Here is a 14,259-nt window from a genome sequence, read left to right on the forward strand (position 1 = left end):
ATGCTTTCAACAAAAGACTTATATATGAAGGCTTGTATGCAGTCAAAAGAACTGCATGCAATGACCGACGAGGAACGTTCTCATTTGCAGGAACATCTTCGTAAGATGTATATAGAGATAGAAAAGGTATGCGACCGTCATGGTTTACATATGTGTACTGGTTATGGAACAGTACTTGGAGCTATACGACATAATGGTTTCATTCCTTGGGATGATGATATGGACTTGCTCATGCCTCGTGAGGATTATGACAAACTGATAAATCTTTATGCGGATGAATTGCCAGAGAACCTTAAGATTTATGCTCCGAATAGCAAGCAAAAGGCTATTTATCGTTTTGCGAAGGTCGTAGACACTAACACCCGTTTTATTTCTCCAGGATCTATTGAAGACGAAACTAAAGGAGTGTTTATAGATATTTTCCCATTAGAGTTTGCCACAAAGAATAAACTCGCTTTAAAATGGCGAAATACATATACACGTATGCTTTTGTTGGCTTCTTCCTGTGTTGAACAATACAAGGAAAACTCTGACTTATACAGAAGACTGATGTGCTCTTCTTCTGTTGGAAAAAGGACTTATTTAATAAGGAATCTAATAGGCAAGTTTTTTTCATTCAGAAATGTTCAGTCTTGGTATAATCGGGTAGATAACTATTGTAATTATAAGAAAAATACAGGTGTTGTAAACGTTCCTTCTGATGGAGGTTTGATAAAGAGCCTTATACCTCATACAATAGAATCGTTCTTCCCTGCACGTAAGGTAAAGTTTGATGATATCGAAATATATGTACCTAAATGCACAGAAGAATATCTTGTAAATAACTATGGTGATTGGAAACAGGTACCTCCTGAAGGACAGAGGTGGCAGCATTTTATTGTAAGATTGCAATTTGATTTAAATTCGTGTAAAAAATGAACAACAAAGTAAATATAACTGAGGATGACAAAATCCTCAAAAAGTATTATAGCCGTTACGGTGGTTTTTGGGTATATCCTGATATGTTGGATTATTGTTATCTGGTAAATCCATACTTTAATCGATCTAAAATTATCGATGAGATACAGGATAACTTCCGTATGCTTGTTTCTGAATATCCTGCTGGCATGGCTGTTAATAGCAAACTCGCAAGTGATTGTTGGAATGTAAAAGAGGAGTATATAATTCCTGGTAATGGCGCAGCAGAACTGATAAAGGCATTGATGGAGAACCTTGAAGGAAAAGTAGGAGTTGTGCGTCCTACCTTTGAGGAGTATCCTAATCGTATGCCTGATGAACGTGTAGTTACTTTCGTTCCTCAGAATGATAGCTTCCGTTATGATGCTGATGATATGATAGAATTCTTTGGTAACAATCCTGTTGATACTATCTTGCTGATAAATCCAGACAACCCATCGGGTAACTTTATTTCAATGAGTGGAGTGCATAAATTGGCTCAATGGTGTGAAGATAATAAGGTTCGCTTAATTCTTGATGAGAGTTTTGTAGATTTCAGCGTCGGTTTTAAGGATAATACTTTTATTAATAATGATATTTTGGAGAAGTATCCTCATATATGTGTAATGAAGTCTATTTCAAAGAGCTATGGTGTGCCAGGACTTCGTCTTGGTATTCTGTGTAGCGCAGATACTGCTCTCATTGCAAAAATGAAGAAGCAAGTTAGCATTTGGAACATCAACTCTTTTGCAGAGTTCTTTATGCAGATATACCCAAAGTATCGTGAAGATTATGAGCTTACTTGCGAACAATTTATCAAAGCCCGTGAAGACTTTGAGGTAGAGTTGAGAAAGATTCCTTTTATAAGGGTTATGCCATCGCAGGCAAACTACTTCTTCTTGGAAGTGTTGCCTCCTTACAAACCTAAGGAACTTTGTGCCATTCTTTTGAAAGAGTATAATATACTTGCAAGCGCTTGTCTTGCAAAGAAGGGTATTGAGCCAAATAAATATATGCGTATAGCTGTTCGCAATCATGGAGACAATGCGAAGTTTATTGATGCTATGCGCAAACTAATAAAATAAGGTAATATGGCACATATAAAGACTTCTAAAGGTTATTTAGAATACACCAACCACTTGTTGAATTTTGGTTCTAAAGTTCTAGATCCAAAATTGATGCTTGAGAATATACATATTCTCTCATTATATCTTGACAAAATTGACATTAATTGGGGACCAGCTTTCGGAACTCTTATTGGTATTGTTCGCAACGATGACTTCCAGCCATGGAAACCTGTATTTGACATCTATATACTGAAAGAAGATGAGGAACGCTTCAAGGATATTCTTTGGCTCTTGATGGAAGTAGGTTTTAAGCTTGCCCGATATGAACGTAGAGGACGCTATTACCTTGTAAGGAATGATGAATACATTAAGGTTTTTGTATTGACCAAAGTATGTAGCGATGTTCGTCATACAGGTAGTACAGATTTTATATTTGAGAAATACATTCAGAATACAGTCAAGTGGGATTTTAAAGGAGTTCAGTTGAATGTCCCTGCTGAAGTAGATGAGTATCTTACTTTCCAGTATGGTGAAGATTGGACAACACCAAAACAAACCGTAACGTATTCAACAAATACATTAGTTCGTTGTTGGTATTGGACAAAGACATGGATACAAGATCATTTGCCCGACACCTTATATTATCAGTGGATATTAAGCCATAGAAAAAAAGATTTCAGAAAGTTTAAGGAACAATGCAATAAAGCAGGTTTCCCAATACCTAAGGATGTACAACTTGCGAGCATGCAACCACGTAAGTACCGTAAGGTACTGACTGTTGGTGTTTATGACTTATTGCATAAAGGTCATGTAGAACTATTCAGACGTGCAAAAGGTTTGGGAGATTACCTTATTGTAGCTGCTCAAGATAGTGACTTTATATTGAAGTACAAGCCTAAGGCACAAGTGATGAACTCTACTGAAGACCGCAAGTATATGATTAAGTCAATTCGCTATGTAAATGAGGTTATAACATATACTGATGTTGATAAGATAGTTCAAGAAGTTGACTTTGACGTGTTTGTAACAGGTCCAGACCAGTGTCATGCAGGTTTTCAACGTGCTATAGAATGGTGTGAAAGTCATGGAAAAGAACATATTGTACTTGGACGCACTGATGGAGTCAGTTCAAGTGAATTGAAGGCAAAGATTGCTGCTAAGGTAAAGAAATGAAAAATAATAAAACTTGTATGAACAAGCTTTGTTATTCATTACTTGCTACTTTATTCCTTTCTGGTTTCTATGCCTTGAGAAGTGATATTGAGACTTATATTAGCAAAATGTGGGTAGGCGAGTTGTTTGACTATGTATACAAAGCATGTATTACAAACGACTTGTTCAACTTCCTATTTACCCTAACATTAGCGTCGCTCTTCTTTGTTATAGGAAAGAAAGTATTTCAGAGTAATGGCAGTGTACTGGGATGTATAGGTTGTGTTTTTGCCATTCTGTATCTTTATAAAAACACTTTTGGGATATTCCCAAAAGTGTTTCTAATAGACATAGATTATGGGGCGTTTCTAATTATATCATTGATGGCTGTATTCATCATTGATGTAATAGCAATAGCAAGAAAATTGCTCAATGCAGAAAATGCTAATATCTCTAATGTAGATGACAGAAAGGGGTATTGTATGGATGGTGTGTATAGTGAACTTAGACATACTGGATGGGATAATTATGTAGGTGATTTGTTGTCGCTTATGCCACGTGATCGTTTGAAAAAAGAATCGCTTGCGATTGGTATATCTGGAAATTGGGGTAGTGGTAAAACTTCTTTTCTCAAGAGTATGCAGAAGCAAATGAATGCTGATTATCGAGTGGTTACATTCAATCCTTGGACATGTACAGATAAAGAACAGATTATATCACAGTTTTTTGCTTTGATGCGTGATCAGACAGAGAACAATGATGAGTCGTTGCAAGATGCAATTCAAAAATATCGTGATATTGTTCTTGATGCTGATATTCATCCAGTTCTTACTTTTCTTGCCAAGATACTTCCTTTGAATAAAAAGGAAGAAACACTTGACTTGCTTAAGGAGAAAATAGAAGAGGCAATAACTACAGATGGTTCTAAGCCATTTGCTATATTTATTGATGATCTTGATAGATTGGAAGGTAATGAATTGTTTGAGGTGTTAAGACTCATTCGAATTACAGCAAACTTCCGTAATGTTGTGTTTATTGTTGCCTACGATCGTGATTATATTTGTAATGTATTAAACGAATCAAAGAACATTAAACGTGCAGAAGAATATATCCAAAAGATTTTTCATTTGGAGGTATCTTTACCGAAGTTTGAGGATGAGACATTGCTTGATGTGTTCATAGATGAGACTGTTCGTATAGCTTCACTTAACGAAAGGCAGGCTGCAAGTCTTCGACAATTGATCATGCAATTGTTTAATGATGATGGATTGTCATTCACCGATTTTGTCCCTAATTTTAGACAGGCACGACGATTTGCTAATGTCTTTGCCTTGAATCTAAAATCGATTCTTGCTCATACTAAAGATTTTGTAGTAAAGGATTTTATTGGCATAGAACTTTTACATTTTGCATATCCTGATATTCATCGCACTTTGATGTACAAGCCTATGACTTTATTGAAGCTAAGTCCTGAATCATTGTCAAAATCCAGACTATTGGTTTATGAAAGTAGCAACGATACACCAAGTGATAAACTTTTAAAAATTTTGTTTTCTACTAATGGCGAATCTCAGCGAACTACTCGGGAAGTACGTTCGCAACTCAGCTTTGCTAATTATTTCTGTTATCGCTTACCAAATAATTCAATTGGTGCAACAGAATTTGAGATGCTTATGATAGAAGACGATTTAGATGCAGTTCGAAATGGGGTTAACGTATGGATGCAGAAGAAAGACTCATTTGATTCGTTATATGAGCATTTTAGAAGTTACTATATGCATGGATATAAAGATATTAAGGTCATACGCAATTATATCTGTGCGTTGCTTGAGTTTATTCCCAGGTTGACTGATAAGGGCATTAAACAGATAATATCGGAAAGATACTGGATACGAGAAGGAGTTGATGTAGATGCATTGCGAAAACAACTAATATCTTTGTTTGAATATTCTATTGGCAAAGGTATGTTTCTTGAGAAGATAAATATTCTATTAGCTTCCTTTTATAATTCATACCAAGATGATTATGAACCAGATGATATTGCAATAGATTTATTTGAAAGGAACCAACTCGAAATGCTTGCAGGAAAGTCGTTAGCGAAATACATAGAGATAAATGGAAAGCCATCACCAAGTGAAATTTCTCCCAAAGGAACTCCATTTAATAAATTCCTCAAATCGGGTTGTTATGTTCGAAGTTATTACAGAGAAGGTGATGAATATGTCGGTATTGAAACTAATCTTATGTATGATGAATTGATTAATCAATACCAGAACTCAGAGGAGAATTATGATGCTTTCTGTGATTTTATTCAACCATATATAATAAAGACAGATGATCCTGCTGAAGAGGAATATGAAGCAAAGAGCATCGCAACAGATATATGTTCTATCTTTGATAGTTATGCTATCTTTGAAGAATTTGTTTATGGAGCATTCTGTCATAACGAAGAGATTGAAAAGAAACTGAAATATATACGTAGTATAATGCCTAGATACTATTAAAAAGTATCTACAGATAAATCTAAGATTATGCCCCGCAACAAAAACAAAATAATCCGCTCTGTCACTGTATCAATATCTTTTATCTGTTGAACCTGAAAACATTTGGCCCAATGATAATGCAATATTGAATTGAATTCGTTATCTTTGCATAAGATTGGCTGCACCTCGGCAATTCAAGTACACTTGATTGCATTCGGTTTGCACAATCTTTGCCATATTATAAAATATAAAAATTAATGATATGTTTAACAGACTCGCAATAAAAAATTTCAAGTCAATAATAGACCAGACTATTGAATTGGGAAGGGTGAACGTTTTCATCGGTGCAAATGGCATGGGCAAAAGTAATGTGCTGGAAGCTATAGCCATGATAGCAGCTAATAGCCAAGATGAAATCGACTTGAACAAGTTGGTGCAGGCAGGTGTACGTATAGCGCGTCCAGACTTGATGAGAAGTTCTTTTTATGGAAAGAAAACTGCTGACAATATAGAAATATGCCTTTCGGGATATGGCAATGAATATACTTATACAATATCTCCTAAAGACAAAGAGTATGTTATGACTCCTTGGACTGTTGATGTCAAGAGAACGGTGGTAAACCCTGAAACATCTGATCGAGATAAATTTGCAGTGGCGTTGTCGCGATATGAAATATATACACCAATGTTGGATGCATTGCGTGGATTGTCACAGACGTCTTCTCGTTATCCAATAGGACTGCATGGCGAGGATTTTGACGTGTTGCTCAATATGATGTCGAAAGATTCTAAAGAAAAGATTGCAAGGGAAGCAAGTGAGTGTATATCGTGGATGGATTCTGTTGCATATGATGAAAATGATCTGTTGCGTCAGGTCGGTCTGAAACTTGGAAGAAGCAAGTCGCATTTGTTTTTCAAGGACAAGTTTATGCAAAAGAAAATGACAATGTTCTCAGCTGAAAATGCAAATGAAGGTGCATTGGTTATATTGTTCTATCTGACATTATTGTTGAGTAACAAAACTTCATCGTTTTTTGCAATAGACAATATTGATACAGGACTGAATCCTCGTCTTTGTAGACATTTAATGAAACTTATAGCGGAGATGACAGGAAAAGCGGATAAGCAAATACTTATAACAACACATAATCCTGCGTTTCTCGATGGAATGAACCTTCAAGATGACAATCAGAGACTTTTTGTTGTAAGCAGGTCGGATGAGGGTTATACCAAAATAAAACGTCTAAAGACCAAACCACTACCCGATGGTGATAAAACACGAATGAAATTGTCTGAGATGTGGATGAATGGTCTTTTAGGAGGTGTTCCCGATAATTTCTGATAAATATGAGAATAGGAATTATAGCAGAAGGACACGCTGATATTGCTGTCATTAAAGCTGTAGTAAAAGCTATTATAGGTATTGATGGTAGTGATATGTATGCAATCCGTCCAAAAGAAATCTTGGATGAAACAGATGGAGAAGAATTAAAGTTTAGCAATTGGGAATTGGTTTTGCAGTCATGCAATAATGAACAATTGCTTGTGCCTTTCTTTGAAGCCATTGATGATGAAGCCATTTTAGTCGTTCACATAGATACGGCTGAAAGAGGAGAGAAAAATTATGATGTGCATGAACCTCAACGGACAGGACACCCTGATTGGAAAGAATATAGCCGAGAACTTAGAAATAATGTAAAGCAAAAGATAGAATCATTGATACCTGAGCGTCATAGAGATAAGGTTGCTTATGCTATTGCTATAGAAGAAACTGACGCTTGGCTAATACCATTGTACGATGTGGCAAAGCGTAGCGACTCTGCTTCGAATATAAACGCGAAGGAAAAGCTGCGAACCTTAATAGGAGCAATAAAAAAGAACGCTAAGTATATTGATACGACACACGACAACTTGAATTACTCTAATTTAGGTAAAGATTTGATAAAGGGTATAAAGATTGCACGAAAAGGAAACGAAAGCCTTAATCTTTTCTGTATGGATATAGAGAGCTTTTTATAATATTAAGCATCCCCGTCCGAATGACGGCATTAGCGCAGAGCGATACTGCGACGGGGAACAAGGCAATATTGATTTATGAATTAGGAGTTAGGAGTTGTTCTCGGCTATGCCTGCGATTTGGAATTGTTCAGTTATGAATTATTATGGATGTAATACGTAACTTTGTTCCACACGAATTATCTGAAATTATACGTAAAATTGACATATAAGGTAGGTATTCCATTATGGAGTGTCTACCCTAAGTGATATTGTTTTTTTAATAAATTTGATTTCTATTATATTATGACTCGCAACAAAAACAAAATAATTCGTGCCGTTACCGTTCCGCAATCCTTAGGCTTTTGCCGTGAAGTGATGATTAAGATGCGGGCGATGGGGTATGACATGGTGGCTGTGACGTCGCCTGGTCCTGAGCTTGATGAGCTGAGGGATAAGGATGGATTCCATTGTGTGGCGGTGCCGATGGAGAGGCATATCTCTATAGTGAACGACTTGAAGTCGCTCATGAGGATGATTAGCGTGTTCCGTAAGGAGAAGCCTCAGATGGTACATTCGATGACGCCTAAGGCAGGAATGATATGTATGGTGGCGGCATGGCTGACTCGTGTGCCTGTACGTATTCATACTTTCACGGGGCTTGTTTGGCCTACGGCTACTGGGCTGAAGCGAAAGATATTGATGATGACCGATTGGCTTACTTGTGCTTGTGCAACACATGTGATTCCTGAGGGACAAGGGGTGCTTAATGACCTAAAGAACGGTGGCATTACTAAGAAACCTATGAAGGTATTGGGTTATGGCAACGTGAGGGGCGTTGATATGGAGAGGTTTTCTCCTGCTCGTTTTAAAGCAACAAAGAACCCTGATGTGTTTACATTCGTGTTTGTAGGTCGCATAGTGGGTGACAAGGGTATCAATGAGTTGGTGGAGGCTTTCGTAAAGCTGCATGACAAGCATAAGAATACAAGACTTGTGTTGGTGGGCAAATACGAACATGAGCTTGATCCAGTGAGTGACAAGACTCGTAAGCTTATTGACACGAATGAGGGTATTGTGGCTTGTGGTCCGAAGTATGGCGACGACCTGCTGCAAATGTATGTGGATGCCGATTGCTTTGTGATGCCAAGTTATAGAGAGGGTTTCCCTAATACTGTGCTTGAGGCTGGTGCTATGGGACTGCCTTCTATTGTGACAGACATTAATGGTAGCCGTGAGATTATCGAGAACGAAAAGAACGGTTTGATAGTTCCGTCGAAGAATGCAAATGCTCTGTATGATGCTATGGAGCGTATGCTGACGGATGACAAGGCTCGTGAAATAATGAAGAGCAATGCACGACAGATAATAGAATCACGCTTCGAAAAGAACTTTGTGCAAAAGTGCCAGATTGAGTTCTATAAAAGAATTTTGAATTAGGAGTTTTGAGTTTTGAATTGTTCGCTGCTTCGCATGCGATTGTGAATTATTCAATTTTGAATTTGGCATAAGGATTCATGGATAATTCTTGGTAATTCGTGACAAAAGACTGCGTGGGGGCATAGTCACGAATTATCATGAATTAATCATAAATATTTATTGTGTTATTCGGGTGATTCGAGTGATTCGTGTTCTATGAAAGAGTTTTGAGTTTTGTAATCGGCTTTGTCGCTTGCCAGAGCAAGAATGTTGAGTTTTTCAGTCGTGAATTATCGTGAATTAACCAGAAATTATATCACGAATTGAATTTATGAGTAATTTGTGGTAATTACTTCCTTACAGTCAGTGGGTACAAGGACAAATCTCATGACAAAAGAACTTCATGCTTGCTGAGTGGTGTTTCGGTCATGAATTATCGTGAATTATCCGGAAATTTTACCACGAATTGAATTTAAGGGTAATTAACGGGCAATTTATGGACATTCGCGTTCAGAAGAATAACATTAATCTATTTGTAAATCTATGCTTTTTTTTGAACTGTTGCAAATATCTGTTGGTACACGTCAAGGATTGTCGTTTACGCCTTCTGCCGAGGAATGGAGGGAGGCTTTTGACAATGCTAAGAGGCAGGCTTTGGTTGGCGTATGCTTTAGAGGTGTGCAATGTGCTATAAAGGCCGATAATAGCAAGGTAGTTAATCTACCGCTCAAGCTGAATATGCAATGGCTTGCCATTACTGCCAATATTCAGAGACGTAATGAGGTGATGAACCATAGGTGTGCCGAACTGTATGGGTTGATAAAGGCAGCAGGTTATGGGTCGTGTGTGCTTAAAGGTCAGGCTGTGGCTATGTATTATGACGATAATAGCAATGCCGACGAAACCAACCGTATGAGCTTGCTCAGACAGTCGGGCGATATTGACATGTGGATGGTGGCGAATGTAGAAGAGGTGATACGTTGGGCACGAGATACTGACACGATGTATTATTACGACTATCATCATGCCGACCTTAGTCTGTTTCCTGATACAGAGGTAGAGTTGCACTATCGTCCGTCGATTAGTCGTAACCTTTGGCGCAATGCTCGTTTGCAGAAGTGGTTTAAGGGTGAGGGTAGGCAGCATATTGTGTATAATGAGCAGCTGGAGTGCTGTGTGCCAGACAATGTGTTCAGTCTGATATTGACTCTAAATCATAACCTATGGCATTTGCTGTATGAGGGTGTCGGTTTGCGTCAGATGATGGACTTGTACTATGTAGCTCGTTCAATGCAATCGTCTGATGAAGTATCACGCTTGTTAAGTCGTTTCCAACTTGAGTCTTTTGCTTCTGCTTCTGCATGGGTGTTATGGTATTTGTTTGACGGATCAGCCGACAATTCATTGTTTGTCTCCCAACAATCCCCATTGCCAGCTCCTAATGAACGTTTAGGAAGATTCTTGCTCGACGAGATTATGAAGGCTGGCAACTTTGGGCATCACGACGAACGATTAAAATCTGAACGTTACTCTTCACGCACCCGACTTATGATGCAATGGTTTCGTCATACCATGCGACTTGTAAGATACTTCCCAGTAGAAGTGGCATGGACTCCATTAGGTATATTGCGCATATCAATGTGGAGACGGTGGAGGTATAGCGCGATGCGCAATGTTGAGTTTTGAATGTTAAGTGTTGAGTTATTCGCTGCTACGCATGCGATTGTGGGTTAAAACTAAGATATTAATGTCAGATTAATGATCCATTAACGACCATTAATGTTATTGAGAATAATAAAAACAAATCTTTATATGTACAAACATTTTTTTAAACGAGAGCAGAACATTAGTGTTGCTCATGTTGCACCAAAGTGCATTAGATTTCAATCTCTTTTCGTTGCTAATAATACACAGGAAAGGAGGACTGTATAATGGCACAATGTGATGTTATTTTGACTTACTGCTGGAATAGAGTAGGTTATACAATATTGAAGTCACTACATAGGAGGGGACTTAAAGTGTGGGCAGCTGACACGAGTAAGAAAAACATTTGCTCTATGTCGAAGTTTTGTACTGGTAGCTTTACATATCCCGACCCATTCAAGGAGGAAGATGCCTTTATTAAGGTCCTTAAAGGAAAGATTGCAGAGTTGCAACCAAAAGTATTGATGCCTACGCATGATGAGAGTGTGGTGATAATGCGTCATCGTGATGAATTTCCAAAGGATCTGATAATTCCATACGAGAGCGCAGACAAACTGCTTATGCTTGCCAATAAGGCTGAGAGTACAGCAGTGGCTCGTAAGGCAGGTGTTGCTGTACCAGAAGTGTATCATTCTGCAGAAGAGGTGAGATGTTATCCTGTGGTATTCAAGACAGTTATAGGCAATTCCGCCAAGGGAGTATATTTCCCGAAGAATAAGGAAGAATTGCTTAAATTGATGGATGAGCATAAAAATGAAGAGACACTATTGCAGGAATGGATTGGCGGTACAGACTATAGTGTGGATTGTGTTCGCTGGGATGGTTTCTGCAAGATGTCGGTGTATCATGCTCTTGTAACAAAGACTGATGGCGGTGGTACAACTACTCAACGTGAAATTGTAGAAATACCGCAGCTTGAAGCTGAAGCTAAAAAGCTTATGGATGCGGTTGATTTCCGTGGTGTTTGTGGAATGGACTTCCGTTACGATCCTAAAACAAATAAAATTGCTTACATTGAGACCAATGCAAGATTTACTGGTGGATTGGCAACGCCAGTTACAGCAGGTTTTGATATTCCTTGGGTAATGTATAAATTGGCAACAGAAGGAAAGTATGAAGATCCTATAAATGTGCGCATTGGCACTCGTACTAAATGGATTCTTGGTGATGTTATCACATTGGTTGGTAGAATATTGAAATTGAAATGGAATCCAAAGGAAATGAAACGTGTTTTCTCATTCAGTGGTTTTGATGCTTTTGATGATTTCTGCAAGGATGACAGGAAGGCTATACTTGGAGAGTTTGGATATTATTTTGAGAAATTAATTAAGAATGGTAAATTAAACCCATAATTATGATATATTTATATAGGTTAATGTGTCGCATCCAAAAATTGTTGCTGACTCGTCGAGGATGGAATTTGGGACATAATGTACAAGTTTCTTTTCATGGAGTAAAGAAAATTGGGGGGGTAAAATATTTTGTGAAGATAATGTATGCATAAATGCAGAGACATTATTAATAGCCTCTTCAAACATTTATATAGGAAAGAACAGTACTTTGGCTTATAGAACATTATTAACGACAAACGCGAATCCTAATGCTCCATATAACTTGTTAAGTAAAGTGTATCCTCCTAAACATAAAGACATTTGGATAGGTTCAAATGTATGGATAGGTGCGGGAGTTATTGTTTTGCCAGGTTGTAGAATAGGTAATAATTGTGTCGTAGCAGCAGGTTCCGTTGTTTGTCGTGATATCCCAGATAATGTTATGGTTGCTGGAGTTCCTGCAAAGATAAAGAAACAAATAGAATTGTAATTTATTTATGATATTCAAAAGACTCTTTGACATTGTAGCGTCCCTATTGGGACTGCTTTTGATTTGGTGGATATTCCCCATAGTAGCGTTTTTAATCCATAAGAATATGCCGGGCGGTCCGGCTTTCTTCTGTCAGAAGAGAGTGGGAAAGGATGGCAAGTTGTTTACTTGTCATAAGTTCCGCTCGATGACGGTGAAGCATTCGGGCTCTTCTGTTTCGGTGGCGGGTGATAGTAGAATTACTCCGTTTGGCGCTAAGCTGAGGCATTATAAAATTGATGAATTGCCTGAGTTGTGGGATGTATTGATTGGTAATATGAGCTTTGTCGGTCCACGTCCTGATGTGCCTGGTTATGCTGACAAACTGGTAGGGGATGATAGGGATGTGCTGAAGTTGCGCCCTGGTATTACAGGTCCTGCAACATTGAAGTATAGACTGGAGGACGAAATGATTTCGGACTTTATGAAGGACTTTAGAAACATGAATTACCATGAATTGACCACGAATTATCCGCAAATTAAAATATCGGATAAGGAATATGCTGAGCTGATAGTGAAGAGTGATCAGGAAGTTGCTGTGTGGTATAACGATAACGTGATTTATCCTGATAAAGTGCGCCTGAACTGTCATTACTATCGCCACTACTCGTTCTGGAAGGATATTGAAATGATATTCGCAACAGTGTTAGGATTTAAGGTGAAGTTTGCTGGAGAGGAAGTATGATTGAATGTTGAGTGTTGAATGGTTGCGCTGTGCGCAATGTTGTATTTTGAGTGTTGAGTTTTGAATTGTCGGCTTTGCCGATGTTGAATTGTTCAATGTTGATTTTTGTAATCGGCTTTGCCGCTTGCCAGAGCATGAATGTTAAGTGTTAACTTGGTGGGTCGATTATGGACTCACAAATTAACACTCAAAACTCAACATTTATAATTTACTATTTATAATTCCTGTTCTGAAATACATTAGTATGGATTGCCATCAAGAATCTCCATCATTTGAGCGGCCGTAATGACTTGTGGGGTTCTTGGAAAATGCTTAAGGTTACCAGTGACAAGGAACGAGTCCTCCTTACTTAAAGAGACTTCGTAGAACACACGGTCGTCTTCGTCTGGCATATCACCATCATAAGGAAAACGAGAAGTATCAATTCCGTTTTCCTTGAAAAAGTTCAATAACTCATGGATTTTGATTTCACTTAGATGAAATTTGGACCTATTTAGAACATCAAAGTACTCATCTAAGATTTCGTCATTATACAATGGCTTAATTTTACCACTGAGCATACTGTTAATGACCCTTCTTGTTGATGAAGAAGGGTTCTTGGTTATAAACGAGGACACGATAATGTTAGTGTCAATGATTGCATATACCATTGCGTTCTTTTCTTAATCGTCTGACTTCTCTGATTTCTTCATTGATCTCATCAAGTGACATATCAATGTTATTCTCTCTTGCTGTGTCACACATGTATTTGAACGCAGCCTTTGCTTTTGCAGTCACTTCATCTTCTTCTTCATTCTTTGCTTGAATGGAGAATGGAATGCTCTTACTGCGAATTACAGCCTTTACAAAGATGTTGATAGCCGTGTTTGCGCTCATGCCAAACTGGGCGCAGAGTTCGTCGAATATTGCTTTTTGTTGGTTGTCCAAACGGACTGTCATAGATGTCTGTGCCATAGTG

Annotated in this window: 13 protein-coding genes; 11 read left to right on the forward strand and 2 right to left on the reverse strand. The window is 38.0% G+C overall.

Going from position 1 to position 14,259, the window contains the following annotated elements; translation table 11 throughout:
- The 11 genes from I6E38_RS03415 (at position 1) to I6E38_RS03465 (ending at position 13,301) form a co-directional block, all read left to right on the forward strand.
- Positions 1-918, forward strand: coding sequence for a LicD family protein (locus I6E38_RS03415; RefSeq protein WP_235392688.1), 918 nt, complete (start codon positions 1-3; stop codon positions 916-918).
- Positions 915-2,021 carry a pyridoxal phosphate-dependent aminotransferase gene (locus I6E38_RS03420; protein WP_235392689.1) on the forward strand — a complete coding sequence of 369 codons (1,107 nt, stop codon included), beginning with the start codon at positions 915-917 and terminating at the stop codon, positions 2,019-2,021. Before I6E38_RS03415 ends, I6E38_RS03420 begins: the two co-directional genes overlap by 4 nt.
- 6 nt (positions 2,022-2,027) lie before the next feature.
- A complete protein-coding gene (locus I6E38_RS03425) occupies positions 2,028-3,176 on the forward strand; it encodes an adenylyltransferase/cytidyltransferase family protein (protein ID WP_235392690.1) in 1,149 nt (382 codons plus the stop codon).
- Entirely contained in the window at positions 3,173-5,659 is a 2,487-nt protein-coding gene (locus tag I6E38_RS03430; RefSeq protein WP_235392691.1) for a KAP family P-loop NTPase fold protein, read from the forward strand. Before I6E38_RS03425 ends, I6E38_RS03430 begins: the two co-directional genes overlap by 4 nt.
- Positions 5,660-5,900: 241 nt before the next feature.
- Positions 5,901-6,980: an AAA family ATPase gene (locus tag I6E38_RS03435; protein ID WP_235392692.1), complete on the forward strand. Its 1,080-nt coding sequence runs from the start codon at positions 5,901-5,903 to the stop codon at positions 6,978-6,980.
- 5 nt (positions 6,981-6,985) lie between these two features.
- The gene (locus I6E38_RS03440; protein WP_235392693.1) at positions 6,986-7,657 is read left to right on the forward strand and encodes a TetR family transcriptional regulator; all 672 of its coding nucleotides are present in this window, start codon (positions 6,986-6,988) and stop codon (positions 7,655-7,657) included.
- Between the two features lie 282 nt (positions 7,658-7,939).
- Entirely contained in the window at positions 7,940-9,073 is a 1,134-nt protein-coding gene (locus tag I6E38_RS03445; protein ID WP_235392694.1) for a glycosyltransferase family 4 protein, read from the forward strand.
- A gap of 522 nt (positions 9,074-9,595) precedes the next feature.
- Positions 9,596-10,738, forward strand: a complete 1,143-nt coding sequence (locus I6E38_RS03450) for a nucleotidyltransferase family protein (protein ID WP_235392695.1) — start codon at positions 9,596-9,598, stop codon at positions 10,736-10,738.
- A gap of 371 nt (positions 10,739-11,109) precedes the next feature.
- Positions 11,110-12,108, forward strand: coding sequence for an ATP-grasp domain-containing protein (locus tag I6E38_RS03455; RefSeq protein WP_235392696.1), 999 nt, complete (start codon positions 11,110-11,112; stop codon positions 12,106-12,108).
- Between the two features lie 208 nt (positions 12,109-12,316).
- Entirely contained in the window at positions 12,317-12,577 is a 261-nt protein-coding gene (locus I6E38_RS03460) for an acyltransferase (protein ID WP_235392697.1), read from the forward strand.
- Between the two features lie 7 nt (positions 12,578-12,584).
- Complete coding sequence (locus tag I6E38_RS03465; RefSeq protein WP_235392698.1) at positions 12,585-13,301, forward strand: sugar transferase; 717 nt, start codon at positions 12,585-12,587, stop codon at positions 13,299-13,301.
- 239 nt (positions 13,302-13,540) lie between these two features.
- Here I6E38_RS03465 and I6E38_RS03470 read toward each other — a convergent pair whose 3' ends face one another.
- Together I6E38_RS03470 and I6E38_RS03475 are read right to left on the reverse strand one after the other, a co-directional pair.
- Positions 13,541-13,951 carry a putative toxin-antitoxin system toxin component, PIN family gene (locus I6E38_RS03470; RefSeq protein WP_235392699.1) on the reverse strand — a complete coding sequence of 137 codons (411 nt, stop codon included), beginning with the start codon at positions 13,949-13,951 and terminating at the stop codon, positions 13,541-13,543.
- Positions 13,932-14,255, reverse strand: coding sequence for a type II toxin-antitoxin system RelB/DinJ family antitoxin (locus I6E38_RS03475; protein WP_235392700.1), 324 nt, complete (start codon positions 14,253-14,255; stop codon positions 13,932-13,934). The genes I6E38_RS03470 and I6E38_RS03475 overlap by 20 nt, the downstream gene beginning before the upstream one ends.
- Between the last annotated feature and the right edge of the window lie 4 nt (positions 14,256-14,259).

The organism is Leyella stercorea (genome assembly GCF_021531355.1).
Lineage (GTDB): Bacteria > Bacteroidota > Bacteroidia > Bacteroidales > Bacteroidaceae > Prevotella.